The organism is Nocardia sp. FDAARGOS_372 (genome assembly GCF_002554515.1).
Taxonomy (GTDB): domain Bacteria; phylum Actinomycetota; class Actinomycetes; order Mycobacteriales; family Mycobacteriaceae; genus Nocardia; species Nocardia farcinica.
Map to the genome: position 1 here is coordinate 2,789,403 of NZ_PDDW01000001.1, position 25,042 is coordinate 2,814,444.

27 protein-coding genes are annotated in these 25,042 nt (G+C 71.4%); 7 read left to right on the top strand and 20 right to left on the bottom strand.

Features of this window, described 5'->3' with window-relative positions:
• Positions 1 to 295 precede the first annotated feature (295 nt).
• The 5 genes from hflX to CRM89_RS13465 all read right to left on the bottom strand — a co-directional run bounded on the left by hflX (position 296) and on the right by CRM89_RS13465 (position 5,438).
• Positions 296 to 1,738, bottom strand: a complete 1,443-nt coding sequence (gene hflX / locus CRM89_RS13445) for a GTPase HflX (protein ID WP_050768302.1) — start codon at positions 1,736 to 1,738, stop codon at positions 296 to 298.
• Positions 1,739 to 1,961: 223 nt separating this feature from the next.
• On the bottom strand, positions 1,962 to 2,897 hold the full coding sequence (dapF, locus tag CRM89_RS13450) for a diaminopimelate epimerase (protein WP_170916183.1): 936 nt from the start codon (positions 2,895 to 2,897) through the stop codon (positions 1,962 to 1,964).
• Entirely contained in the window at positions 2,894 to 3,730 is an 837-nt protein-coding gene (locus tag CRM89_RS13455) for an RNA methyltransferase (RefSeq protein WP_098084204.1), read from the bottom strand. Before CRM89_RS13455 ends, dapF begins: the two co-directional genes overlap by 4 nt.
• Positions 3,727 to 4,668 (bottom strand): tRNA (adenosine(37)-N6)-dimethylallyltransferase MiaA, encoded by a 942-nt coding sequence (gene miaA / locus CRM89_RS13460; RefSeq protein ID WP_011210364.1) that lies wholly within the window; start codon positions 4,666 to 4,668, stop codon positions 3,727 to 3,729. Before miaA ends, CRM89_RS13455 begins: the two co-directional genes overlap by 4 nt.
• Positions 4,665 to 5,438, bottom strand: a complete 774-nt coding sequence (locus tag CRM89_RS13465) for a hypothetical protein (RefSeq protein WP_098084206.1) — start codon at positions 5,436 to 5,438, stop codon at positions 4,665 to 4,667. Before CRM89_RS13465 ends, miaA begins: the two co-directional genes overlap by 4 nt.
• Before the next feature lie 281 nt (positions 5,439 to 5,719).
• Between CRM89_RS13465 and CRM89_RS13470 the strand changes: the two genes are divergently transcribed.
• The gene (locus CRM89_RS13470; RefSeq protein WP_011210366.1) at positions 5,720 to 7,096 is read left to right on the top strand and encodes a DUF349 domain-containing protein; all 1,377 of its coding nucleotides are present in this window, start codon (positions 5,720 to 5,722) and stop codon (positions 7,094 to 7,096) included.
• A 30-nt stretch (positions 7,097 to 7,126) separates the two neighbouring features.
• Here the strand turns inward: CRM89_RS13470 and CRM89_RS13475 are convergent, their stop codons facing one another.
• Together CRM89_RS13475 and miaB are read right to left on the bottom strand one after the other, a co-directional pair.
• Positions 7,127 to 7,708 carry a hypothetical protein gene (locus CRM89_RS13475; protein WP_106427723.1) on the bottom strand — a complete coding sequence of 194 codons (582 nt, stop codon included), beginning with the start codon at positions 7,706 to 7,708 and terminating at the stop codon, positions 7,127 to 7,129.
• A 161-nt stretch (positions 7,709 to 7,869) separates the two neighbouring features.
• Positions 7,870 to 9,381, bottom strand: a complete 1,512-nt coding sequence (gene miaB, locus CRM89_RS13480; protein WP_098084209.1) for a tRNA (N6-isopentenyl adenosine(37)-C2)-methylthiotransferase MiaB — start codon at positions 9,379 to 9,381, stop codon at positions 7,870 to 7,872.
• A gap of 297 nt (positions 9,382 to 9,678) precedes the next feature.
• Here miaB and CRM89_RS13485 point away from each other — a divergent pair, with 297 nt between their 5' ends.
• The 4 genes from CRM89_RS13485 to CRM89_RS13500 all read left to right on the top strand — a co-directional run bounded on the left by CRM89_RS13485 (position 9,679) and on the right by CRM89_RS13500 (position 12,964).
• Entirely contained in the window at positions 9,679 to 10,407 is a 729-nt protein-coding gene (locus CRM89_RS13485; RefSeq protein WP_041560263.1) for an amino acid ABC transporter ATP-binding protein, read from the top strand.
• Between the two features lie 65 nt (positions 10,408 to 10,472).
• Positions 10,473 to 11,306 carry a glutamate ABC transporter substrate-binding protein gene (locus tag CRM89_RS13490; RefSeq protein ID WP_011210370.1) on the top strand — a complete coding sequence of 278 codons (834 nt, stop codon included), beginning with the start codon at positions 10,473 to 10,475 and terminating at the stop codon, positions 11,304 to 11,306.
• A gap of 90 nt (positions 11,307 to 11,396) precedes the next feature.
• Positions 11,397 to 12,068, top strand: coding sequence for an amino acid ABC transporter permease (locus tag CRM89_RS13495; RefSeq protein WP_011210371.1), 672 nt, complete (start codon positions 11,397 to 11,399; stop codon positions 12,066 to 12,068).
• Complete coding sequence (locus CRM89_RS13500) at positions 12,065 to 12,964, top strand: amino acid ABC transporter permease (protein WP_060589719.1); 900 nt, start codon at positions 12,065 to 12,067, stop codon at positions 12,962 to 12,964. Before CRM89_RS13495 ends, CRM89_RS13500 begins: the two co-directional genes overlap by 4 nt.
• Positions 12,965 to 12,983: 19 nt before the next feature.
• Here CRM89_RS13500 and CRM89_RS13505 read toward each other — a convergent pair whose 3' ends face one another.
• The 6 genes from CRM89_RS13505 to CRM89_RS13530 all read right to left on the bottom strand — a co-directional run bounded on the left by CRM89_RS13505 (position 12,984) and on the right by CRM89_RS13530 (position 18,143).
• The gene (locus CRM89_RS13505; RefSeq protein ID WP_098084213.1) at positions 12,984 to 13,838 is read right to left on the bottom strand and encodes a 3-hydroxyacyl-CoA dehydrogenase; all 855 of its coding nucleotides are present in this window, start codon (positions 13,836 to 13,838) and stop codon (positions 12,984 to 12,986) included.
• Positions 13,839 to 14,003: 165 nt separating this feature from the next.
• Positions 14,004 to 14,591, bottom strand: coding sequence for a recombination regulator RecX (gene recX, locus CRM89_RS13510; protein WP_082668699.1), 588 nt, complete (start codon positions 14,589 to 14,591; stop codon positions 14,004 to 14,006).
• A gap of 508 nt (positions 14,592 to 15,099) precedes the next feature.
• The gene (gene recA / locus CRM89_RS13515; protein ID WP_011210376.1) at positions 15,100 to 16,143 is read right to left on the bottom strand and encodes a recombinase RecA; all 1,044 of its coding nucleotides are present in this window, start codon (positions 16,141 to 16,143) and stop codon (positions 15,100 to 15,102) included.
• 173 nt (positions 16,144 to 16,316) lie between these two features.
• Positions 16,317 to 16,769, bottom strand: coding sequence for a nuclear transport factor 2 family protein (locus CRM89_RS13520; RefSeq protein ID WP_098084216.1), 453 nt, complete (start codon positions 16,767 to 16,769; stop codon positions 16,317 to 16,319).
• Between the two features lie 19 nt (positions 16,770 to 16,788).
• Positions 16,789 to 17,670, bottom strand: coding sequence for a pyridoxamine 5'-phosphate oxidase family protein (locus tag CRM89_RS13525; RefSeq protein WP_098084219.1), 882 nt, complete (start codon positions 17,668 to 17,670; stop codon positions 16,789 to 16,791).
• An 11-nt stretch (positions 17,671 to 17,681) separates the two neighbouring features.
• On the bottom strand, positions 17,682 to 18,143 hold the full coding sequence (locus CRM89_RS13530; RefSeq protein ID WP_170986785.1) for a VOC family protein: 462 nt from the start codon (positions 18,141 to 18,143) through the stop codon (positions 17,682 to 17,684).
• Between the two features lie 155 nt (positions 18,144 to 18,298).
• On the opposite strand from CRM89_RS13530, the gene CRM89_RS13535 reads away from it, so the two are divergent.
• The gene (locus tag CRM89_RS13535) at positions 18,299 to 18,823 is read left to right on the top strand and encodes a CGNR zinc finger domain-containing protein (protein ID WP_098084224.1); all 525 of its coding nucleotides are present in this window, start codon (positions 18,299 to 18,301) and stop codon (positions 18,821 to 18,823) included.
• A gap of 35 nt (positions 18,824 to 18,858) precedes the next feature.
• Here CRM89_RS13535 and CRM89_RS13540 read toward each other — a convergent pair whose 3' ends face one another.
• From CRM89_RS13540 to CRM89_RS13555, 4 genes are read right to left on the bottom strand one after another with little or no spacing between them, the layout of a single operon-like run.
• Positions 18,859 to 20,001, bottom strand: coding sequence for a phosphotransferase (locus CRM89_RS13540; protein ID WP_098084226.1), 1,143 nt, complete (start codon positions 19,999 to 20,001; stop codon positions 18,859 to 18,861).
• The gene (locus CRM89_RS13545) at positions 19,998 to 20,192 is read right to left on the bottom strand and encodes a DUF3046 domain-containing protein (RefSeq protein ID WP_011210382.1); all 195 of its coding nucleotides are present in this window, start codon (positions 20,190 to 20,192) and stop codon (positions 19,998 to 20,000) included. Before CRM89_RS13545 ends, CRM89_RS13540 begins: the two co-directional genes overlap by 4 nt.
• A gap of 46 nt (positions 20,193 to 20,238) precedes the next feature.
• Entirely contained in the window at positions 20,239 to 21,402 is a 1,164-nt protein-coding gene (locus tag CRM89_RS13550; protein ID WP_011210383.1) for a glycosyltransferase, read from the bottom strand.
• A 37-nt stretch (positions 21,403 to 21,439) separates the two neighbouring features.
• Positions 21,440 to 22,147: a PIG-L deacetylase family protein gene (locus tag CRM89_RS13555; protein ID WP_098084228.1), complete on the bottom strand. Its 708-nt coding sequence runs from the start codon at positions 22,145 to 22,147 to the stop codon at positions 21,440 to 21,442.
• An 87-nt stretch (positions 22,148 to 22,234) separates the two neighbouring features.
• Here CRM89_RS13555 and CRM89_RS13560 point away from each other — a divergent pair, with 87 nt between their 5' ends.
• Positions 22,235 to 22,822, top strand: coding sequence for a peptidylprolyl isomerase (locus tag CRM89_RS13560; RefSeq protein ID WP_228821872.1), 588 nt, complete (start codon positions 22,235 to 22,237; stop codon positions 22,820 to 22,822).
• A gap of 122 nt (positions 22,823 to 22,944) precedes the next feature.
• Here the strand turns inward: CRM89_RS13560 and CRM89_RS30955 are convergent, their stop codons facing one another.
• The 3 genes from CRM89_RS30955 to CRM89_RS13570 form a co-directional block, all read right to left on the bottom strand.
• The gene (locus CRM89_RS30955) at positions 22,945 to 23,118 is read right to left on the bottom strand and encodes a hypothetical protein (protein WP_011210386.1); all 174 of its coding nucleotides are present in this window, start codon (positions 23,116 to 23,118) and stop codon (positions 22,945 to 22,947) included.
• A gap of 161 nt (positions 23,119 to 23,279) precedes the next feature.
• A complete protein-coding gene (locus CRM89_RS13565; RefSeq protein WP_220276232.1) occupies positions 23,280 to 24,137 on the bottom strand; it encodes a hypothetical protein in 858 nt (285 codons plus the stop codon).
• A gap of 57 nt (positions 24,138 to 24,194) precedes the next feature.
• A complete protein-coding gene (locus CRM89_RS13570; RefSeq protein ID WP_011210388.1) occupies positions 24,195 to 25,022 on the bottom strand; it encodes a PspA/IM30 family protein in 828 nt (275 codons plus the stop codon).
• Positions 25,023 to 25,042: the final 20 nt, after the last annotated feature.

Genomic DNA, 25,042 nt, shown 5'->3' on the forward strand with positions numbered 1-25,042 from the left:
CCCTGCACGTCGTCGTACGGAATGTGATGTCCCCTGGTCCGCGAGAACCGCGGCTGTGACCCAGACTACCCAGATCGATGGAACATGTTGCAACTCGGATAGCGGATGTGCATCAATTCACAGTTCCGCCCACCCGGCGGCGGCGCGGGACGGGATCGCGAGGCGCATCAATCCCATTGGCCTAGCGCATGATCCGACGATGGCTCGCCCGTGGGCGCGAACCGGTGGCGAACCCGATACGTCCGGCGCCATCCGGCGCCGGACGTATCGGTCGGTTCTATTTTCCGCGTCGGTGCTATGTCCGCTCGGCCCCGACCGGCTCGCCGGCGGCACCGGCGTGCGCGTACTCCGACAGCGCCGCCGCCAGCGCGTGCGGGACACGGGCCCGCAGCCGGGTGCCGCCCTCCTCGTGCGCCGATTCGAGGATCCGGCCGTCGGCGTGCACGCGGGCCAGCAGGTCGCCCCGGGTGTAGGGCAGCAGCACGCCGACCTCCACGTCGAGACCACCGAGTACCTCGTTCAGCCGGGCCCGCAGCCCGTCGACGCCCGCACCGGTATGCGCGGAGACGAACTCCGCGTCCGGCAGCAGGCCGCGCAACTCGGTGCGCCGCATCGGCGAGATCGCGTCGATCTTGTTCACCACCAGCAGTTCCGGCGGCGCCGCGGCCCCGGACTCCTTGATGACGTCGGCGATCACCTCGCGCACGGCCTTGATCTGGCCCGCCGGGTCGGGATCGGAACCGTCGACCACGTGCAGCAGCAGATCCGCGCCGGTCACCTCCTCCAGCGTCGAACGGAACGCCTCGACCAGCTGGGTCGGCAGGTGCCGGACGAACCCGACCGTGTCGGTGAACACGACCTCGCGCCCGTCGTCGAGCTCGGCCCGACGGGTGGTCGGATCGAGCGTGGCGAACAGCGCGTCCTGCACCAGGACCCCGGAGCCGGTGAGCGCGTTCATCAGGCTCGACTTGCCCGCGTTGGTGTAACCGACGATGGCGACCTGGGGAATGCCCGAGGACGCCCGGCGCGCCCGCTTGGTCTCGCGGGCGGTCTTCATCTCGCGGATCTCCCGGCGCAGTTTCGCCATGCGCTCGCGGATGCGACGGCGATCGGTCTCGATCTTCGTCTCACCGGGACCGCGCAGGCCCACGCCGCCGTTGCTGCCCGCGCGGCCACCGGCCTGCCGGGACATCGACTCACCCCAGCCGCGCAGCCGGGGCAGCATGTACTCCATCTGTGCCAGCGAGACCTGCGCCTTGCCCTCGCTGGAGGTGGCGTGCTGGGCGAAGATGTCCAGGATCAGCGCGGTCCGGTCGATGACCTTGACCTTGACCACCTTCTCCAGCGCGGTCAGCTGCGCCGGGGTCAGCTCGCCGTCGCAGATCACCGTGTCGGCGCCGGTCTCGAGCACGACGGCCCGCAGTTCGTCGGCCTTGCCGGAGCCGATGTAGGTGGCCGGGTCCGGCTTGTCGCGGCGCTGGATCAGCGCCTCGAGCACCTGCGACCCGGCGGTCTCGGCGAGGGCGGCCAGCTCGGCCATGCTCGCCTCGGCCTGGGCGGCCGTGCCCGAGGTCCACACGCCGACCAGCACGACGCGTTCCAGGCGCAGCTGCCGGTACTCGACCTCGGTGATGTCGGTGAGTTCGGTGGACAGCCCGGCCACGCGGCGCAACGAGCTGCGTTCCTCGAGCTGTAGTTCGCCCGCGGTGGGCTCGGCGGTCCAGCCGTTGCGCTTCATGCGGGCGGCACGCTCGGCGAGGACGTCGCCTTCGCGCGCGTAGTCATCGTTCTCGTCGGTGACGTCGCCGTCGGTGAGATCGATGTCAGAAGTGAATTCGGCCTGGTCGGCGTCGTCGTTCGCGCCGGAGGTCGAAGTGATGTCGAACGTCTCTGATTTCCTCATACACCATCCATGCTGCCACGCCGGTGGGGTGGCGTGCATTCCGATTTCGCCCGGGTGATCATCCGAGCGTCTGCCACCAGTCCGCCGTGAGGCGACCGGTGGCGACCAGCACCGACGGACCGCGCAGCCACGCCGAGCCCGCCTCCAGCCCGACCCGCACCGCGCCGCCGGGCACCCGTACGGTGACCGCCCCGCTGCCGGTGGCCAGCTCGAAGCCCTCGGCACTCAGGGCCGCGGCCGCCGCCGCCACGGTTCCCGTTCCGCACGACCGGGTTTCGCCGACGCCGCGCTCGTAGACGCGCATGTCCACCGCGCGCTGCTCGTCGAGCGGGGTCAGGATCTCGACGTTCACCCCGTGCGGGAACAGGTCGGGGTCGTAGCCGGGCGAGACGGTCAGGTCCAGCTTGGCCAGCGCCTCCGCGGTGAGTGTGGGGTCCACGCACGCCAGGTGCGGATTCCCGACATCGATACCGAGACCGGAGTAGCCCCAGCCGGCCACGGTCGCGGTGGAGGCGCCCAGCGCACGGACCTCCCCCATCGCCACGGTGACCTCGCCGTGGGTCGGGCCGGCCGCGTGCACGGTCACCGGCCGCGCGCCCGCACGGCTGCCGACCACGTGCTCGGTGCCCTCCGCACGTCCGGTGGCGGCCAGGTAGTGGGCGAAGACCCGCACGCCGTTGCCGCACATCTCCGCGATCGATCCGTCGGCGTTGCGGTAGTCCATGAACCAGTCGGTGTCGGACACCCCGGCGGGCAACGCGTCGAGCACGCCCGCGCGCAGCAGCGCACCGGCGCGCGCCACCCGCAGCACCCCGTCCGCGCCGAGGCCGCGCTGCCGGTCGCAGAGCGCGGCCACCCGCGCGGGCGTCAGGTCGAGCCGGACGTCCTCGTCGGGCAGCACGACGAAGTCGTTCTCGGTGCCGTGGCCCTTCGTGAACTCGATGTCCGTCCCGCCGATGTCCGTCACGCCTGTGGTCTCCGTTTCCGTCGTCATCGGACAAACGTCCGCCGCTGCCGGGATATTTCGTAGAGGGCGACCGCACCCGCCGACGGTGCGCCCAGGGAACTGGCGGTACCGCCCATCGGGATGGCGACCAGTTCGTCACAGGCATCCTGCCAGGCGGCGCTCATTCCACTGGTCTCGTTGCCGATCACCAGGATGGTGGCGTCGCGGAAGTCGTGATCGAACACCGCCGCGGTGCCGTGCTCGTCGGTGCCGACCACGGTGGTCGGGATGCCGCGCGCGATCTGGCGGTCCCGGAACTCGAGCACCTGCGCCGGGCCGGGCACCCGGAACACCGGCACCGCGAACAGCGAACCGGTGGAGGCGCGCACCGCGCGCGGGTCGTACTGGTCGGCGCCGTGCCCGGTCACCACGACCGCGGCGGCGCCGAACGAGTCCGCCGAGCGGATCAGGGTGCCGAGGTTACCGGGCGAGTTGGGCCGATCGAACACCACGACCACGGGTGCGTCCTCACCCGGCTCACCGGGCGCGAACTCCGCCAGCTCGGGCTGGCGGGAGACCGCCACCGCGACGAGTTCCGGTGCGGCCTCGGTCTTTTCGCCGAGATCGGCCATCAGCTCGGGCACCAGGCCGACCAACGGCACGTCGGTGGTGTCGAGGATCTGCCGTGCCCAGCCCGACAACTCCGGCCCGCCGAGCCGGTACAGCAGCGTCTCCAGCGGCCAGCCCGCGGCCAGCGCCTGGGTGATCGGGCGCACCCCCTGCACGAGGAAGCGGCGGTCGCGATGGCGTTTGGTGCGGTTGGTCAGATAGGCCTGCCACACCTGCGCCGAGGCGTTGCGGGTGCTGACTCGTCGGGTCACTGCGTGGTCCGTTCCGTGGTCGCGGGCGCCGCCGCGGCGTCGCCGAGCAGGGCCAGTGCCGTGGTCACGAGGCCGGGGTCGGCGCCGTCGAGCCAGCGCACCCGCGGGTCGCGCCGGAACCACGAGCGCTGCCGCCGCACATAGCGGCGGGTGCCGATCAGCGTGCGCTCCTTGGCGTGTTCGAGGTCGTATTCGTTGTCGAGATAGGCCAGGACGTGGGCGTAGCCGATCGCCCGCCGCGCGGTCACGCCCTCGCGCAGTCCGCGCTCGACCAGGCCGCGCACCTCCGCCACCAGGCCGCTGTCGAACATCAGGGCGGTGCGGCGCGCGATCCGCTCGTCGAGTTCGGCGGTGTCGCGGTCCACGCCGAGGATGATCGTGCCCCAGCGCGGTGTCCCGATGCGCGGGGCCGACGCGGCGAACGGTTTGCCGGTGAGCTCGACGACCTCGAGCGCGCGCACCATGCGCCGCCCGTCGGTGGGCAGAATGGTCGCCGCCGCCGCCGGATCGGCCGCGCGCAGCGCCGCGTGCACCGCGGCCACGCCCTCGGTCGCCAGCAGCCGCTCCCACTTCGCGCGCACCGCCGGATCGGTGGCCGGGAACTCCCAGTCGTCCAGCAACGCTTGGACATACATCATCGAGCCGCCCACGATCACCGGTGTGCGCCCGCGCGCCAGGATCGCCTCGACGTCGGCGGCGGCGTTGCGCTGATAGGTGGCCACGCTCGCGGTCTCGGTCACGTCGAGGACGTCGAGCTGGTGGTGCGGGATGCCGCGGCGTTCGGCGACCGGCAGCTTGGCGGTGCCGATGTCCATGCCACGGTAGAGCTGCATGGCGTCGATGTTGACGATCTCGCCGTCGAGGTGTTCGGCGAGCGCGAGCCCGAGCTCGGATTTGCCGGTGGCGGTGGGACCGACCACCGCGATCGGCACCCTCATCCGGCCCTGCCTTCCCGATACTCCCCCGGACGCCACACGCTGACGTGATAGCCGACGCCGAACGGCGCGTCCCGATAGTAGGTGCGCACCGCGGGGTCGGCCGCGTCGGGGGCGAACAGCCCGGCCAGCACCTGGTAGGCGGCCCGGCCCGCGAGGCCGACCCGCGCGCACCGCGCCGCGTCGAGATCGGCCAGCCCGGCCCGGTCGCCCGCGTCGAGGGCGTCGTCGAGCCGCTGTTGGAGGGCGGGCGCGTCCTCGTGCCAGTAGCCGGGGGCGCTGGTGGACAGCGTGCAGGCGCCGTCGGCGACCACCAGCACCCCGCGCGGCCCGGGCGCGGCGTCGAGGTCGGCGCGCAGCTGGACGCCCAGTTCCCGGCAGCGCGGCGGCGGGGTGTCGGCGGCGACCAGCAGCGCGTCGGCACTCGCCGCGGGCGCGGCGATCCCGCGCAGCCAGCCCGCGATCAACAGGGGCAGCGGGAGCCGCGGATCGGGCTCGCCGTCCAGCGCCCGCGCCGACAGGCCGGCGCGCACGTCGGCGCCGAAGCCGCGGAAGGTGCCCACGGTGTCCGAACCGGCCTTCAGATCGGCCTCGTCCACCCCGATCACCGTCCAGTCGCGGACGCCGGAGAGCTCGCCCACGGCCGCCAGCGTGGCCGTGCGCAGCCGGGCCAGGTGCTCGGCCCGCTCGTCGCCGGACAGGCCGGGCTGCCCGCCGCACAGTTCCGGAACGAGGACGGGCGGCGAAGGGACCAGGGCCGCGATCGTGAACACGCCGTCAACCGTATCGGCTCGGCGTGGCGGGGCCGCGCGGTACCACGGGCCGGGGCAGGGTGGCGGGTTCGAGTGTCTCGCGGGTCAATCCCGGTGGGGATTGATAGTGTCGAGGTGCGACGACCCAGGTCATCACGGGTTGTCGACCCACAACGAACCGCGGGCAGGGTTGCCGTCCGCGGGCGAGTCGGCGGTGATGGTCGCGGCGGCTCGGACCGGGTTGAATGGGATGAGCTAGGGCGTAACCAGGCAGCCGTGACGCGCGGCAAGGACGGAGAGCAATGACCGACAGCAACGGAACCGCGAAGGCCACCCCCGGCGGCACACCGCGTCCGTCCGGTGCCCCCAAGCCAGGCGGATCGAAGTCCCATCCCAAGCCGCACGCGGTCAAACCGGCCCCGGGCCCGGCCCAGCACCATCCGCACCCGGTGGTGGTGCCCACCGTCAGCGACCCGAGCAAATGGGGGCGCGTCGACGAGGACGGCACGGCCTGGGTGAAGACCGCCGACGGCGAGCGCATCGTCGGCTCCTGGCAGGCGGGCGACGCCGCCGAGGGCCTGGCCCATTTCGGCCGCCGTTTCGACGACCTCGCCACCGAGGTGGCGCTGCTCGAGGCGCGGCTGGCCGCGGGCGCGGACGCCCGCAAGACCAAGGCCGAGGCCATCCGGCTGGCCGAATCGCTGCCCACCGCCGCCGTCATCGGCGACATCGAGGGGCTGGCCAAGCGCCTGCAGGCGATCACCGAACACTCCGAGGAAGCCGCCGCGCACGCCAAGGAGGAGAAGGAACGGGCCCGCCACGAGCACACCGAGCGCAAGGAAGCGCTGTGCGCGGAGGCGGAGAAGATCGCCGCCGAGTCCACCCAGTGGAAGGCCGCGGGCGATCGGCTGCGCGAGATCCTCGAGGAGTGGAAGACCATCCGCGGCGTGGACCGCAAGGTCGACGACGCGCTGTGGAAGCGCTACTCCAAGGCCAGGGAGGCGTTCAATCGCCGTCGCGGCGCGCACTTCGCCGAACTCGACCGCGAGCGGGCGGCCGCCAAGGCGCGCAAGGAAGAACTGTGCGCCCGCGCCGAGGAACTGTCCGACTCCACCGACTGGGTGGGCACGGCGGCGGTGTTCCGGGAACTGCTGGCCGAGTGGAAGGCCGCGGGCCGGGCGCCGCGCGAGGCCGACGAGGCGCTGTGGCGGCGGTTCAAGAGCGCGCAAGACGTCTTCTTCGCCGCGCGCAACGCGGCGGTCTCCGAGCGCGAGGCCGAATTCGAGGCGAACGCCGAAGCCAAGGAAGAGCTGCTGCGGGCCTACGAGCACATCGATCCGGCCCACGATCTGGACGCCGCCCGAGCGGCCCTGCGCGATCTGCAGGAACGCTGGGAGGCCATCGGCAAGGTGCCGCGCGACCGGATGCACGATCTGGAGGGCAGGCTGCGCGCCATCGAGAAGCGGGTGCGCGACGCCGTGGACGCGCAGTGGCGCCGCACCGACCCGGAGGCGATGGCCCGCGCCGCGCAGTTCCGCGAGAAGGTCGCACACTTCGAGGAGCAGGCCGCCAAGGCCAAGGCCGCGGGTCGCGAGCGGGACGCCGAGAAGGCGCTCGAGCAGGCCAAGCAGTGGCGGGAGTGGGCCGAAGCCGCCGAGGGCGCGGTCAGCAATCGCTGACCGCGTCGGCGCACGCGTCGCCGCTCGGGGTCACTCCTCGCCGGTCAGGCGCTTGCGGTCGCGTTCCTCGGCGGCCTTGGCCGCGTTTCGCCGCTGTTCCTCGGCTTCCAGGTGCAGGGCCGTGCGGCTCCACACCACGCGGACCCAGTGGAAGGTCAGCACGATGATGGCGATCGTGCCGATCACCAGGCCGATGCCGGGGCCCGCGCCCATGTAGTTGCCCAGGCCGGGGGTCTGGCGGTGCCAGATCGACAGCACGCCGAACACGCTCGCGATGGCCGAGCCCGCCACCGCGAACCAGGCCAGCACCCAGCGCCGGGTCATCAGCGCCAGCAGCGAGAAGCCGACGCCGAACACGGCGACGAACCACACGAACACCCGCGAGGGCAGGCCGATGTGCTCGATCCTGGCCGCGTCGGTGCCGAGCAGCACGTCGAAGCCGCGGGCGCTGCCCGCGTGCGAGAGCACCAGCGACAGCAGCAGCACGAACACCGCGCCCGCCACCACCATGGCACGCACGCCCGGATCGATTTCGCCCGCGATCCGCCGCTCCACCGCGTCGATCTCCGCGCGGAACTGATCGAAGTCGTTGCTCTGCTCGACCGAGCTCACCGCGTCCTCGCCTCCTGAGTCGTCACCGGATTGGTCCCGGTCCACTGTGCCATCCGTGGGCTCCGCCCCGGCAGGCGACCCACTACGCGGCGTAGTACCGGGATCGGTGCCGTCGTCCGCGCCGCCCTCGCGGCGGTCGTCGTCGTGCTCGCCCGGCCCGGTCATGCGCCGCAACCGGTCGAGCAGCCCGCGGCCACCGGCTCGGGGGCGGGCGCGCCGACACGGGGCAGGCCGAGACCGACACCGATGGGCGCGGTCTTCGGGGTGATGCCGCGCTCGTGCGCGTCGCCCGCCCGGGTGCGCCGATGCGTCTTGACCGGTGCGTCGGCGATCAGATGATGCGGCGCGGCCTCGGTGATGTCGACGGTGACCAGGTCGCCGGGCCGGATCGGCTCGGCGGTGCCGCCGGGCCGGAAGTGCACGAGCCTGCCGTCCCTGGCGCGCCCGCTCATCCGCGCGGTGGCGGCGTTCTTCTTGCCCGAGCCCTCGGCGACCAACAGTTCCACCTCGGTGCCGATCAGCTCGCGGTTGGCCGCCAGCGAGATCTCCTCCTGCAACGCGATCAGCCGGTCGTAGCGCTCCTGCACCACCTGCTTGGGCACCTGGTCGGCCATCTCCGCGGCCGGGGTGCCGGGCCGCTTGGAGTACTGGAAGGTGAACGCGCTGGTGAACCGGGCCTGGCGCACCACGTCCAGCGTCTCCTGGAAGTCCTCCTCGGTCTCGCCGGGGAAGCCGACGATGATGTCGGTGGTGATGGCCGCGTGCGGCATCGCCGCCCGCACCTTCTCGATGATGCCCAGGTAGCGCGCCTTGCGGTAGGAGCGCCGCATCGCCTTGAGCACCCGATCCGAGCCGGACTGCAACGGCATGTGCAGCTGCGGGCAGATGTTGGAGGTCTGCGCCATCGCCTCGATGACGTCGTCGGTGAACTCCGCCGGATGCGGCGAGGTGAAGCGCACCCGCTCCAGCCCCTCGATACCGCCGCACGCGCGCAACAGCTTGGCGAAGGCGCCGCGGTCGCGCGGCTCGTCCGGGTCGGCGAAGGACGCGCCGTAGGAGTTGACGTTCTGGCCGAGCAGCGTCACCTCGAGCACGCCCTGATCGACCAGGGCCTGCACCTCGGCGAGCACGTCACCGGGCCTGCGGTCGACCTCCTTGCCGCGCAGCGCGGGCACGATGCAGAAGGTGCAGGTGTTGTTGCAGCCCACCGAGATCGACACCCAGCCCGCGTAGGCGGACTCGCGCTTGGCGGGCAGCGTCGAGGGGAACGCCTCCAGCGACTCCAGGATCTCCACCTGCGCCTGCTCGTTGTGGCGGGCGCGCTCGAGCAGCACCGGCAGCGAGCCGATGTTGTGCGTGCCGAACACCACGTCCACCCAGGGCGCCTTGCGCACCACGGTGTCGCGGTCCTTCTGGGCCAGACAGCCGCCCACGGCGATCTGCATCCCCGGCCTGCCCGCCTTCACCGGCGCGAGGTGGCCCAGGGTGCCGTACAGCTTGTTGTCGGCGTTCTCGCGGACCGCGCAGGTGTTGAACACCACCAGGTCGGCCGTCGCCCCCGGGGCGGCCTTGACGTAGCCGGCGTCCTCGAGCAGACCGGACAGACGTTCGGAATCGTGCACGTTCATCTGGCAGCCGAAGGTACGGATCTCGTAACTGCGCGCTCGCGTCATCACCTGTCCTGCGTCCACCCCGATGCTCTTCGGTGTCGATTCCACCTGTCCAGGGTACGGGGGCCGCCGCGGGCCCCGCGCACGGCATCCGCGCTGGCACCGGGCGCGGGCGGGGCGGGTGACGGCAGATTACGACGGCGTGACGATGCGGCGTGCCGTCGCGGCGTGTCGTGGAAAGCAGGGCAAAACGCGGATTTCCCCTTAAGGTCTTGGACCATGAGTGATGCCGCCGCCACGCCCGGCACGACCGGCGACACCCCGAGCTTGGACAAGGGCCCCGCGAGTTCTGCGCCGCCGATGGTTTCGATGCGCGCGGTGAACAAGCACTTCGGCAAGCTGCACGTACTGCGCGACATCAACCTGGAGGTGCCGCGCGGACAGGTCGTGATCGTGCTCGGCCCTTCGGGTTCGGGCAAATCCACGTTGTGCCGCACCATCAACCGCCTCGAGCCGATCGATTCCGGCGACATCGCCGTCGACGGCGTGCCGCTGCCCGCTGAGGGCAAAGCGCTGGCCGCGCTGCGCGCCGAGGTCGGCATGGTGTTCCAGTCGTTCAACCTGTTCGCGCACAAGACGATTCTCGAGAACGTGATGCTGGCCCCGGTCAAGGTTCGCGGGGTCAAGAAGGAACAGGCCCGCGCCAGGGCGGTGGAACTGCTCGAACGGGTCGGCATCGCCGACCAGGCCGACAAGTACCCGGCGCAGCTGTCCGGCGGTCAGCAGCAGCGCGTCGCCATCGCCCGGGCGCTGGCGATGAACCCGAAGGTGATGTTGTTCGACGAGCCGACCTCCGCCCTCGACCCGGAGATGGTCAACGAGGTGCTCGACGTGATGGTCTCGCTGGCCAAGGACGGCATGACGATGCTCGTGGTCACCCACGAGATGGGCTTCGCCCGCCGCGCGGCGAACCGGGTGCTGTTCATGGCCGACGGCGCCATCGTCGAAGACACCGATCCCGAGACCTTCTTCACCGCACCGAAATCCGAACGGGCCAAGGACTTCCTGGGCAAGATTCTCAGCCATTGACCCTCTCGGCCCGTCGAAGCCTCCGGACACCGGTAGCGACAACCACACAAGGAGTTAGGAACTCGATGAGGATCACCCGTGCACTTCGTTTCGGCGTCGGGGCGCTCGCCCTGGCCCTGGCCGCGACCGCCTGCGGCGGCGGTGACGAGGGCAGCGCCCTCGAGCACGCCCAGGAGGGCAAGCTCACCATCGGCATCAAGTACGACCAGCCCGGCCTCGGCCTGCGCACCAAGGACGGCGCCTACACCGGCTTCGACGTCGCGGTCGCCCAGTACGTGGCGGGCAAGCTCGGCGTGCAGCCCGACGGCATCACCTTCAAGGAGGCCCCCTCGGCGCAGCGCGAGACGCTGATCGAGAACGGGCAGGTCGACTTCGTCGTGGCGACCTACTCGATCACCGACAAGCGCAAGGAGAAGGTCGATTTCGCCGGGCCCTACTACATCGCGGGGCAGTCGCTGCTGGTGAAGGCCGACAACACCGACATCACCGGGGTCGAATCCCTCAACGGCAACAAGAAGCTGTGCTCGGTGAAGGGTTCCACGCCCGCGCAGAACGTCAAGGACAAGTACGCCCAGGACGTCCAGCTGCAGGAGTTCGACACCTACTCGCTGTGCGTGGAGGCGCTGCGCAACGGCTCGGTCGACGCGGTGACCACCGACGACATCATCCTGGCCGGTTTCGCCGCCCAGTCCCCCGGCCAGCTGAAGGTGGTCGGGCAGCCGTTCACCACCGAGAACTACGGCATCGGCCTGAAGAAGGGCGACCAGGAGACCCGCGACAAGATCAACGACGCGATCGAGGCGATGATCGCCGACGGCTCCTGGGCCAAGGCGCTGCAGGAGAACGTCGGTGCCTCCGGCTTCACCCCGTCGGCCCCGCCGCAGGTGGACCGCTACTGATTCCCACCCGGGTGGCCCGCCGCGCGCGGGCCACCCGCCCATCTCACCACCGATCGACCACCACACACCGATGGGAGGGACGCGCCGGCCGTGTTCGACCTGATCTCGGAGTACGACAGCCAGATCCTGCAAGCCTTCTGGGTGACGATCAAGCTGACCCTGTTCTCGGCGGTCGGCGCGCTGATTCTCGGCACGATCGTCGCCGCGATGCGCGTGTCCCCGATCCCGGTGGCCCGCTGGCTGGGTACCGCCTACGTCACGATCTTCCGCAACACCCCGCTCACGCTGATCATCGTGTTCTGCTCGCTGGGCCTGTATTCGGCGCTGGGGTGGAAGCTGGCCGGTGACTCCATCGCCGACAACAACTACCGCTGGGCGATCGTCGGCCTCAGCGTCTACACCGCCGCGTTCGTCTGCGAATCGCTGCGCTCGGGCATCAACACGGTGCCGCTCGGCCAGTCCGAGGCGGGCCGCTCGCTCGGCTTCAGCTTCAGCCAGAACCTGCGGCTGGTGGTGCTGCCGCAGGCGTTCCGGTCGGTGATCGCGCCGCTGGGCAGCGTGCTGATCGCGTTGACGAAGAACTCCACCATCGCCGCCGCCATCGGCGTCGCCGAGGCCGCGCACCTGATGGCCGAGATGATCGAGACCGAGGCCGCGCTGCTGGCCATCGGCGCGATCTTCGCCTTCGGCTTCGTCCTGATCACCCTGCCGACCGGCCTGCTGTTCGGTTGGCTCGCGAAACGATACGAGGTGGCCCGATGAGTGCAGGCGCTTCGGTCCTGTTCGACGCGCCCGGCCCCCGGGCACGGGTGCGCAACCACGTCTTCTCGGTGCTCGTCGCCGCCGCGATCCTGGTGGTCGGCTACCTGTTCTTCCGCGCGTTCGAGGAGAAGGGCCAGTTCGAGGCCGACAAGTGGAAGCCGTTCCTGGAGGGCGAGGTCTGGGAGACCTACCTGCTGCCCGGCCTGCGCGGCACGATCGTCGCCGCGCTGCTGTCGATCGTGTTCGCGATGGTGATCGGCATGATCTTCGGCATCCTCCGGCTGTCCGATCACCGCTGGGTGCGCATCGTCGCCGGCGCGATCGTCGAGTTCGCCCGGGCCATCCCGGTGCTGATCCTGATGATCTTCCTGTTCGCCCTCTACAGCGAATACGACCTGTTCAAGTCCGACGATCTGGCGCTGGCCGCCGTGGTCACCGCGCTCACCGTCTACAACGGCTCGGTCATCGCCGAGATCGTGCGCGCGGGCATCCGGTCGCTGCCGCGCGGGCAGACCGAGGCCGCGATGGCGCTCGGGTTGCGCAAGAACCAGCTGATGCGGCTGATCCTGCTGCCGCAGGCCATCACCGCCATGCTGCCCGCGCTGATCTCGCAGATGGTGGTCGCGCTCAAGGACACGGCCCTGGGTTACCAGATCACCTACGTCGAGATCGTGCGGTCGGGTCAGCAGCTCGGCGCCTCGGAGAGCAACACCATTCCGGCGCTGATCGTGGTCGCCGTGGTGATGATCGCCCTGAACAGCACCCTGACCGTGGTCGCCACCCGGCTGGAGCGGCGCCTGCGCGCCGGGCGCCGGGCCAAGGGCGGTGGCGCCGTGCTGGCCGCGGACTCGATCATCACCGACGCCGCACCGGGCATGGACCTGGAGAAGAAGTGAGCCGGTATCTGTCCGTGAGCTAGTACTTGTAGAAGCCCTCGCCGGTGGCGATGCCGAGCTTGCCCTGGTCGATGTAGTTCTCCTTCAACCAGGTCGCCAGCTTCTGGGTGTCGGCGTCGCCGTGGGCGAGGATGTTGTAGGGGGTGGTGAGACCGATGACGTCGAGGATCTGGAACGGGCCCATCGGGGCGCCGGTGGCGATGCGCCAGGTCTTGTCGACGGCCTCGGGCTCGGCGTACCCGCCCGCGGCCAGTGCCATCCCCGCGTTGAGGAACGGCACGAGCAGCGAGTTCAGCACGTACCCCGACTTCTCCTTGTGCAGCTCGATCGGCACCATGCCGATGGCCTCGGCGAACTCGACCACCGTTCGGTAGACCGCGGGGTCGGTGTCGGGGGTGCCCATCACCTCGGCGGTGTTGAACTTCCACACCTGGTTGGCGAAGTGCAGGGCCAGGAATCGGTCCGGGCGGCCGGTGAAGTCCTTGATGTCGCTGGGCAGCAGCGTGGAGGAGTTGGTCGCGAAAATCGTTCGGGCGGGGGCGAGTTCGCCCAGACGCCGGTAGGTGTCGCGCTTGATGTCGAGCACCTCGGGGACCGCCTCGATCACCAGGTCGGCCTCGGCCGCGGCGGCGGCGAGATCGGCGGTGAGGGTGATGCCCGAGCGGGTGGCCTCGGTCTTGTCCTCGGTGGCCCCCGGCACGTCCTGCCGGTAGGCGGCGGCGAGCTTGGCGAAACGCTCCCGCGCGGCGTCGAGCGCCTGCTCGCTGATGTCGTAGGCGGTGACGTCGAACCCGTGGAAGGCGGTCTGGAACGCGATCTGCGAGCCGAGCACCCCGGTCCCGAGAACGGTCACCTTCTTGATGTCGACGGCCATGCTGTTCTCCTCTCCGCGAGACGGCGGTCGCCTCGGCACGCCACCCATCATGGCCCGGCCGCGGGGGGCGCCGCCGCCGACAGGCAGCGCGAGAACGGGCAAACCGGGCAACGGCGATAACGATTCCGCAAAATACGGGCAATCCAGACCGGGGCGCCGGGGCGGTCAGTCCGCCGGCCCGGCGTCCATGCCCGCGGCGCCGAGGTCCTCGGCGGCTCCCAGCTCGGCCTTCACCACGGCGAAGGCCGTGGACTGGGGGTACCCGCGCCGGGCGAGCATGCCGACCAGCCGCCGAAGAACCTTGTCGCGCTCCAGGTTTCGCGGCATGGTGCGCAGCTTCCGCCGCACCAGCTCGGCCGCCCGCGCCTGTTCGTCGTCGTCGCTCACCGCGGCCAGGGCCGCGTCGACATCGGCGGCGGCGACGCCCTTGCGGCGCAGCTCCTGCGCCAGCGCCTGCCTGCCCTTGCCGGAGTAGGTGTGTCGCGAGGCGACCCACTGCTCGGCGAAGGCGGCGTCGTCGATCAGCCCGACCTCGGCGAGCCGTGCCAGCGCCGCGTCGGCGACCTCGGCGGAGTAGCCCTTGGCGGCCAGCCGCTGCGCGAGTTCGGCGCGACTGCGGGCGCGGACGGCGAGCAGACGCAGGCACGCCTCCTTCGCCTGCTCGACCGTCCCGCCGTGCGGGGTGCGCTCCGACGTCGACCGGCTCGTGCCCGCCTCCGCCTCCTGCGCCTCCCACTCGGATCCGGCCGCCACCGGATCCGCCCGGCGCGCGGCGCGACCACCCGCGCCCGCCGACCGGGAGTTCTTGCCCCGCCGTCGCCTCTCGTCACCTCGGCCGGGATCCGCCGCTCCGCGGCGACCTCGACCGGAGCTCTGCCCCGGGCCGACGTCCTGGGAGCCGCCGCGATCCGACGGTTCGACGACGCCCCGCGCACCCTCGGCGATGGGGCTCTCGGCCGCGGCGAGGTCGCGAGCGCCGCGGCTCCGGTCCGGCTCGGGGTGGTTCCGGCGGGGGTGGGTGGACCCGGTCGAGCGCGCCCGCTGCGGATCGGGCTCGCTCGACCGGGTTCCCGGGCGGTCCGCGCGGGCCGAACCACCATCGGCCCGCGGGACGGGTTCATGCCTCGCCGACGCGGGGTGATCGCGTCCGGAAACGCCTACGCCGGCGAGGAGTTCGTGCAACCGGCGGCGCATGTCGTCGACCGGATCGGGCCGCTGCTCGGCAGCCCGGTCCGCGACGGTGCGCCGGCCGGAGTCGGGCTCAGAAATCGGCGGGCACCTCGGCCGCGTCCTCGGCGGTCAGATCGGCGCCGATGCCGAGTTTTTCCTTGATCTTCTTCTCGATCTCGTCGCGGACGTCGGTGTTCTCCAGCAGGAACTTGCGGGCGTTCTCCTTGCCCTGGCCCAGCTGGTCGCCCTCGTAGGTGTACCAGGAGCCGGACTTGCGGATGAAGCCCTGCTCCACACCCATGTCGATCAGCGAGCCCTCCTTGGAGATGCCCTGGCCGTAGAGGATGTCGAACTCGGCCTGCTTGAACGGCGGGGAGACCTTGTTCTTGACGACCTTGACGCGGGTGCGGTTGCCGACCGCGTCGCTGCCGTCCTTGAGGGTCTCGATGCGGCGCACGTCCAGGCGCACCGAGGCGTAGAACTTCAGCGCCTTGCCGCCGGTGGTGGTCTCGGGCGAGCCGAACATGACGCCGATCTTCTCGCGCAGCTGGTTGATGAAGATGGCGGTGGTACCGGAGTTGTTGAGCGCGCTGGTCATCTTGCGCAGCGCCTGGCTCATCAGCCGGGCCTGCAGGCCGACGTGGCTGTCGCCCATCTCGCCCTCGATCTCGGCGCGGGGCACCAGCGCGGCCACCGAGTCGATGACGATGATGTCGATGGCGCCGGAGCGGACCAGCATGTCGGCGATCTCGAGCGCCTGCTCACCGGTGTCGGGCTGGGAGACCAGCAGGGCGTCGGTGTCGACGCCGAGCTTGCGCGCATAGTCGGGGTCGAGCGCGTGCTCGGCGTCGATGAAGGCGGCCACACCGCCCGCGGCCTGCGCGTTGGCGACCGCGTGCAGGGCGACGGTGGTCTTACCGGAGGATTCCGGACCGTAGATCTCGACGATGCGGCCGCGGGGCAGGCCGCCGATGCCCAGCGCCACGTCCAGCGCGATGGAGCCCGTCGGGATCACCGAGATGGGCTGGCGGGCCTCCTCGCCGAGCCGCATCACCGCGCCCTTGCCGAAGCTCTTCTCGACCTGGGCGAGCGCGAGCTCGAGGGCCTTGTCGCGGTCGTAGGCCTGTGGTGCCATGTCCTGATCCCCTTTTCGACGGGTAGGTCCTGTTGTCCTGGTTGGCGCCCACAGTAGAGGGCGGCACCGACAAGTTCTGACCCCGAGCCTAGACGAACAGGTGTTCGACTCCAAGCGACTCGCCGCGCGGATCGCCCCACCCCGGCAATCCGCGCGCTACCCGTCCGTGGGGCCTACCACAGCGGCAGGGGCGTGTCCTCCTCGTCCGCACCGCGCGGGCCGCGGATACGACGCTCGGCCTCGGTGATCGGCACGTCGTCGATGCCGGCCTCCCGCCGTGACATCAACCCGTCCGGGGCGAACTCCCACTGCTCGTTGCCGTAACTGCGCCACCAGCGGCCCGCCTCGTCGTGCCATTCGTACTGGAAGCGCACGGCGATGCGGTTGCCGTCGTGCGCCCACAGCTCCTTGCGCAGCGCGTAGCCGTTCTCGATGCGCCATTTGCGGGTGAGGAAGTCGACGATGGCGGCGCGGCCGGTGAAGTACTCGGCGCGGTTGCGCCACACCGAATCGGCGGTGTACGCGGCGGCGACGAGTTCGGGGTCGCGGGTGTTCCAGGCGTGTTCGGCGGCGCGCACCTTGGCCAGGGCGGCGGTGTGGTCGAAGGGCGGCAGCGGTGGTCGCACGGGGTTCCTTCCGGGTGGGTCAGGGGTTGACGGGGGACAGTTCGGCGGGCCCCCAGCGCAGCGGGCCGTGCGGCCACGCGACGACCTCGTCGACGGTGAAGTCGATCGAGCACTGCGAGCCGGGCGCGAAGGTCGATGCGTCCCAGTTCAATGCGGCCGTTCCGGTGAGTTGCAGCGCACCGCCGGTGGTCCAGTCCGGGACGAGCAGTCCGCAGCGCGGGTACGCGGCGAGGTTGCCCAGCGTCATGAACATCGAGTTGCCCCGGTAGTCCGGCCAGCGCAATCGCGTCGGCGAGAGCACCCGCAGGAAGCCGGGATTGCCGCCGCGATGCGAGGCGTCGACGTGGCCGTCCGGGTCGGCGCTGGCGACGAAGAAGGTGTCGGCCGCCGCGATCATCGCCTGCTGGGCCACGTCCAGGGCGCTGCCCCGGCGCGGCGTCGTCACGCCGTCGCGCCGGTGGTCGACGACCGCGCGACGCGAGATGTACTTCGGGCAGTTGGCGTAGACCTGGTCGACGGTGATCGCCAGCTCGGCACCGTGCGGCGCCGACCGCCCGTTCACGCGCATCCGCCTGCGCCGGGAGGGTTGCAGGGCGATCATGCCGATACTCGCCGGCCCGGCGAGCGGGCCGGCGAGCGGATCGCCGTCGGCGGGGCGGGTCGCTAGGGTCATCGAGGAGTCGTCGATCACCCGCACGAAACCCGGTTCGCCCACCAGCCCGCTCGCCCACAGCCTGCCCCCGGCATCGGCGGCGGCCACCACCACCATCGGCTGGGCGGCCAGGAACTCCGCGGCCACCGGCGGGATGTCGGCGCGGATGGTCCGGCCGACCTTCGCCGCGATGCCGTCCTGCCCCAGCCGCCGCTGTACGGCGAGTTCGCCGGGATGGAAGGGCGTCATGATGCGCAGCCTCAGAAGAAGCCGCAGGTGGGCGCCGCACCGCTGGGTGCGGGTGCGCTCTCGGCGCCGCTGGGTGCGTACACCTCGAGCCGGATGCCGTCGGGATCGGTGAAGAAGATGCCGCCCGAGGCCGTGCCCTCGCCGTGCGCCACCACCCCGTCGTGCACCAACGCGACTCCCAGTTCTCGCAGCGTGCGTTCGATCGCGCGCACCCGGTCCATGTCGTCGACCTGGAACGACAGGTGGTGCAGGCCGGGCGTGCGCGCGGAGAACGTGCCGTCGGACTGGGCCCAGAGGGTCAGCACCAGCGCACCGTCCCGCCCGAGGAAGGCGAAGCGGGTGTCACCCTCTCCCCCGGCCGTGATCTGCTCGAAACCCAAGGCACGGCAATAGAACTCGGCCGAGCGGTCGAGATCTGAGACGTTCAGCCCGATGTGTCCGGTGGTGAGCACCGGAGCGGTCGCCGCGGTCATGGACATCCTCCTGGAATCATTAACCGTCTTTTACGGTTTCAGTGGTTAGAACGGTAGCCGGAGGGGCACAACAGAGTCAACCCATTGAAATGATTTAAGCGGTTAGAAAGGTGGTGACGCCCATGCGTGGGCCTCCGCACTCGATACCCTCGGGCATGCCCGATCCACGTCCGCACCTCGGGGAACCGCTGGCCCTGGACCTGTTGAACACACGCTGGAACAGCGACGGCCCCCGGGATCTGCTCACCGACACCACCGGCCTGGACATCTGGCTGACCTCGGCGGGGCTGGCCGGGCGGGCGACCGCCGACGAGGCCACCCGCGCCGCGGTCCTGGCCGCCCGGGACGCCATCCACGACGTGGTCCGCACCGACGACCCGCGCGCCCGCGCGGCACTGAACGCGGTGCTCGCCCACGGCCGGATCCGGCGCACGCTGACCGAGTCCGGCCCGGCCGCCGAGCCCGAGGTCGCCGATCCGGCGTGGTTACCGGCCTGGCTGGCCGCGGCGAATCTGCTCGACCTGCTGGCCGCCGCGCCCGACCGGATCCGCCAGTGCGCGCACGAGGAGTGTGTGCTGTTCTTCTACGACACGTCCAAGAACGGCACCCGCCGGTGGCATTCGATGGCCACCTGCGGCAATCGCGCCAAGGCCGCCCGGCACTACGCCAAGAAATCCTGACCGCCGAGAAGCCATGACCGCCGAGCAGTCCCGACTCAGAACAGTTCGTCGAGCAGGCGGTAGTACTCCAGCCGCGCGCGATCCGGCTCGGGCAGGCCGTAGGCGTCGAAGAAGGCGGTCACCTCCGCCGGACCGTACTCGCGCAGGTCACGTTCGGCCAGCGCCAGGTCGCGGTAGCGATCGGCGACCCCGAGTGCGCCGACGTCGATCAGCAGGTCGCCGTCGAGCACGTTGGGCGGGGTGTAGTCGCCGTGGGCGACCACCAGATCCGCCTCGGGCGGCCGCCGGTCCAGCAGCTCGGCCAGCACCGATTCGGGCGTGTGGTCGGCGTTGTCGTCGTCGAAGTCGTCGGCGTCGACCAGCCCTTCGATCACGTTGCGGCGCGCCTGGGCCAGCACACCGTCCAGGCGGCCGTCGAACGGGCAGCCGGCGACGGGCAACGCGTGCAGGCGCCGCAGCAGCGCGCCCATCGTCGCGCCGATCGGGACGCCCTCGGTGTCGGCCAGGGTGGCCAGACTGGGCACCCCCGCGTCGGCGAGCACCAGCACGCCACCGGCGCACACCACCACCTCGGGCACGCGGATACCGTTGTGCCGCAACCATTCCAGTCGTTCGTACTCCGCCACCGCGTGCGGGCCGCGTTTGACCCAGTGCCCGCTCGCGCGGACCACGCCGCCGCTGCGGCCCTCGTGCTCGTCCGACCACCGCGGGCGCGGCCCGAGAACCGCCGCCACCGGCTCCGGCAGCGGCTCGCGCAGCTCGTCGAGGGTGTCCAGGGCGGTGCGGGTCGATTCGATCAGCTCCGGATCGCCCTCGGCCAGCCGCACCCGCAGCGCCTCGGTGAGCACCTCCCGCGCCGCATCCCGCTCGCCGCGTGCGGCCAAGGTCAGTCCGAGATGATGGGCGGCGAAGGAGAACGCCGCCGGATCCGCGCCGGCGGCGAGATACGCGCGCCGGTAGAGGGTCTCGGCGGTGCCGAGGTCACCCCGGTAGCGGTAGACGTCGGCGAGCTCGATCCACACCGCGATCCGGTCGGACTCGGTGCGGGCCAGTTCCAGGGCGCGGTCGAGCCGGTCGAGCGCCTCGCCGTACCGGCCGCGCACCATCAGGTCCACCCCCGCCCGGCGGAAGGTCCGGAACTCACCCGGCGCGGTCGTCACCGCCTCGGGGCCGGTCACCAGCGTGCCTTCGGCACGTCGAATTCCGCGCACAGCGCCCGCCACACCTCACGCGGATCGATGCCCGCTTCGATCGCCTCGGCGCCGGTCCGGCCGCCGAGCGACAGGATGACGTGATCGGCGAGCAGCGCGTCGCCGCGGGCCACGCCGAACTCGGTGTGCAACAGCTCCTGGAACTCCGTCAACCGCACCGTCCCGAAGATACCCGCCCGCGCCGGACCGCCCCACCGTGGCGGGTCAGCGGGCCCGCACGCGGTCGAGCACCCGGTGACACACCTCGACCGGGTCCTCGACCTGCGCCACCGTCATGGCGGCGGCCTCGGCCGCGGCGGTGTAGCGCGGATGGTCGAGCACGGCCAGCACCGCGGCCCGCACCGCCTCGGCCGTCAGCGGGCGCACCACGATCGAACTGCCCTGCCGCGCCGCCCGATTGGCCAGCTCCCACTGGTCGCCGCCGCCGGGCACGGTGACGATGGGCACCCCGGCCAGCAACGACTTGGCGAGCAGCCCGTGCCCGCCACCGCCGACGACCACCGCGGCGTGTTTCAGCAACTCATCCTGGCGGCCCAGGCCCGCGGTGGCCCAGGCGGGCAGGTCGGCGGGCGGCTCGTCCAGCATGGAGATCGCCACCCGGACGCCCGCGCCGTCGAGGGCCCGCAGCACGGTGTCGACCAGGCCGGTGACGCCGGTGTGCGCGGTCGACGGCGCCACCACCACCAGCGGGCCGTCACCCGGGGGCAGAGCCAGCACGTCGGCGGTCGGCTCCCACAGCAGCGGACCGACCAGGTGGGCGTTGTCCGGCCAGTCCGGCCGTGGCACCTCCAAGGCGGGCAGGGTCGCCAGCAATCGGGCCGACGGGCCGGGATCGGCGGCGGGCAACCCGACGCTCTCCCGCGCGCGGGCGCGCTGCTGCTCGCCCGTGCGTATCGCGCGCGCGGTCATCGCCCGCAGCACGGCGTCACGCAGCCTGCCGCGCAGGCCCTCCCCCACCGCGAGGCCGCTGCCGATGGGCGGCAACCCCTTCGACGGCAGATACAGCGGATGCGGGGCGAGTTCCACCCACGGCACCCCGAGCCGTTCGGCCGCCATTCCGCCACCCGCGGTGAGCACGTCGGAGACCACCAGTTCCGGCAGCATCGCGCCCAGGTCGGGCAGGATCTCGGTGGAGATGTGCGCGGCGCGCTCGTGGATCCGTCGGCCAGCGTCGCGGTCGTCGTCGATCGCCCTGGGCGCCAAGCCTTTCAGGCGGCGCACCGGAATACCGGCCGCCTTGGCCATATCGAACCAGCGCGGACCGGTGAACAGCACCGGCTCGTCACCCGCCGCCAGGAATCGCGCGCACAGCGCGAGCGCCGGGAACGCATGGCCGGGGTCCGGGCCCGCTACAACGGCAACACGCATCGGCTCAGCCTGCCACACCGTCGTCGCCGGGTCGCGCTCACCGGAAGTAGTAGAGCCGGAACCCCACCGCGCGCTCGGCCGGGAACCCCTCGATCGGTCCGGTGCCCATCTCGACGATCGCGCGCACCTGGTCCGCCACCGGCTCGTCGCTGAGCGCGGCGAGGTAGCGCCGGTGTTCGGACAGCGAGGCGATCGCCCGGTCGATCGTGTCGGTGACGTCGACCGCGTGGGTGGGGCCCGGTCCCGTGACGGCCGCCCAGCGGGCGGTCCACGGCGCCAGGTCGGCCAGTTCGGGGAAGATCCACTCGTTGCCCGCGTCGGCCACCGCGTCCAGACCGGCCCGCCCGACCGCGCGGTGGTCGGCGCTGTTGAGATAGCCGGGACCCCAGGTGTCGCCGAAATGCAGCAGGATCACCATCTCCGGCCGATGCCGGCGGATCGCGGCGGCCAGATCGCGACGCAGCGCCAGCCCGTACTCCAGCCGCCCGTCGGGGTGACCGAGGAACTCGACCTCGCGCACGCCCACCGTGGCCGCGGCCGCGATCTCCTCGGCCTCGCGCAGCGGACCCGATTCCGCGGGCGGCAGACCGGCGATCCCGGCCTCGCCGCTGGTCGCCAGCACGTAGCGAATGTCCTTGCCCTGCTCGGTCCATCGCGCCACCGCGGCGGCCGCGCCGTATTCGATGTCGTCGGGATGGGCCACGATCACCAGGCCGCGTTGCCAGTCCTCGGGAACCTGCTCCATGCGCCCATTCAAACATCGGCGCCCACCCGGCGGCGAGAACGGCGGCCGGGCGCGCGGGAGGGCGATCGATGCGGTAGACACATGCCCATGACGAAGCTCACACCCGCCGCGGCGGTGCTCGCGCTGGCGCTGCTCACCTTCCTCGCGCCCGGGCCGCTGACCGCCCCGCAGGCGCATGCCGACGCGCTGCCGCGGGTGTATCTGGATCTGACCATCGGCGGCGCGCCCGCGGGCCGGGTGGTGATCGAGCTGCGCTCGGACGTGGTGCCGCGCACCGCAGAGAACTTCCGCGCACTGGCCACCGGCGAGCAGGGCTTCGGCTACCGCGGGTCGACCCTGCACCGGGTGATTCCCGGATTCATGGCCCAGGGCGGCGATTTCACCCACGGTGACGGCACCGGCGGGCACAGCATCTACGGCCCCGTCTTCGCCGACGAGAACTTCCAGCTGCCGCACGCGGGGCCGGGCGTGGTCAGCATGGCCAACCGGGGGCCGGGCACCAACGGCTCGCAGTTCTTCATCACCCTGGACGCGACGCCGTGGCTGGACGGCAAGCACGTCGTGTTCGGCACGGTGGTCGAGGGCATGGACGTGGTGCAGGCCGTGGCGGCCACGGGCAGCGACACCGGCGCGACCACGCAGCCGGTGGTCGTCGCCGACAGCGGGCAGCTCTGACGGCGATCCGACGACGACGGGCCGTTCACCGGAAGGTGAACGGCCCGTTGGTTTTTCGTCGCCACTGCTCGTCGCGCCACTGCTCGTCGCGCCACTGCTCGTCGCGCTACGGCTCGTTCGCGCTACAACTTGTCGACGGTCGAGCGGTCGGCACCGGAGATCGCCTTGTACAGCAGGTACGCGCCGAAGACGAGGGCGCTGATCACCAGGATCGGGAACAGCCCCTTGATCAGCGCACCGATGACGGCCAGTGCGATCCAGACGACCGCCACGACACCGATGATCTTCCACAGCATTTCCAGCCTCCTGGATGTCTCCTCCGATCGCCCGTCCGGCGACCCGATACGTCCAGCCTGGCAGCCCGAAGGCGGGAAATCAGCAGGTCAACGGCGATATCCGGGTGGAAATCAGGGTTCACCCCGAGCCGCGGGGCGACGCGGTGGGTGGCGGCCGGGGGTCAGCGGACCCGCGACCGCGCGGTGTCCAGGACGGGACGGTCGGCGATCTCGGTGAGCGCTTGCGCCCAGCCGTCCAGCCGGTCGGCGGCGTGGCGCAGGTCGGCCACGATGCCCTCGAATTGATAGGTGACCACCGAACTCTCGGGTACCGCCAGCACATGTCCGGCGGCGGCGAGCACCTGCTCGTATTCGCCCACACCGGCCTCGAGGCGGGCCAGCGCGCCGCGGGTGGACTCGGCCAGCGCCGCCGCGGCCTGCGGGTTGCCCCGGCCGATCACGTCGAGCGCCTGCTCCATCTGCACGATGTCGGCGGCCAGCGCGTGCAGTGCGGCGGCACCGGAGGCGGCGGTCTCCACCATCTCGACCAGTTCGTCGGGCGGGAGTCGACGACCTGCGGCGATCTGGGTGGTGACGCCGTGCATCGCCCGCTCCGCCCGGACCAGGCGGGCGATGGGCGCGCGGGCGGCCGAACGCAGCGGCGGCTGCCGGCGGGGCTGGAAGCGCGGCTGCGGCAGCGGGGCGCCGCGCATGCGCAGGTACCGGCGGGTGCTGACAGCGGCGCCGGTGACCGCGGCGATCGCACCGCCGCCCAGGGCGAGTACCGCCCACACCGGCGCGGAGACCACGACCAGGCCGAGGGTGCCGACCGTCGTCAGGCCGGAGACCGTGCCCAGCTGGACACTGCGCCTGCGGGCACGCCTGCGCCTGCGCAGTTCGCGCTCGCGCGGGTCGGCCCAGCGGCGCACCGCGACGAGGGCGTACTCGCCCATGTCGCGCAGCGTTTCGGGCAGGGTCCCCGCCTGCGGCGTACCGTACGGTGCGGGCGCGGACGCGGCGGGAATTCGCTTGCGGCTCATCTGTTTCCTCACACCTGTCGCGACCGAGGGCACCGACGGCTCACCGGATCGCGGGTCTCACTGCTGGGCGGTCTGGCCCTTGTTCATCTGGGGCTGGGCCTGCGCCGGGTCGGCCTGGGCGGGATTGATCGCGGGGTTGGCGCCACCGGCGGGCAGCGACTCGCCACGCATGGAGGCGCGGATCTGCTCGAGCCTGCTGTGGCCGGCCATCTGCACGCTGGCCTGCTGGACCTCCATCATCCGGCCCTGCACCGAGTTCTGGGCCAGCTCGGCGGCGCCGAGGGCATTGGCGTAGCGGCGCTCGATCTTCTCGCGGACCGCGTCCAGGCTGGGCGTGCTGCCGGGCGCCGACAGTGTGGAGTCCATCTGCTGCAGCGAGGCCGAGACCTGCTCCTGCATCTTGGCCTGCTCGAGCTGGCTGAGCAGCTTGGTGCGCTCGGCGACCTTCTGCTGCAGCAGCATCGCGTTCTGCTCCACCGCCTTCTTGGCCTGGGCGGCGGCCTGCAGCGACTGGTCGTGCAGCACCTTGAGGTCCTCGACGGCCTGCTCGGCGGTGACCAGCTGCGCGGCGAACGCCTCGGCGGCGTTGGTGTACTGGATCGCCTTCTCGGTGTCGCCCGCGGCGCTGGCCTGGTCGGCGAGCATGACGGCCTGGCGGGCGTTGGCGTTGAGCTTCTCGACCTCGTCGAGCTGCCGGTTGAGCTTCATCTCCAGCTGGCGCTGGTTGCCGATGACCGACGCGGCCTGCTGCGAGAGGGCCTGGTGCTGGCGCTGGGCTTCCTCGATAGCCTGCTGGATCTGCACCTTCGGATCCGCGTGCTCCTCGATCTTGGAGTCGAAGAGGGCCATCAGGTACTTCCAGGCCTTGACGAACGGATTAGCCATCGATTGATCCCGCCTCCATC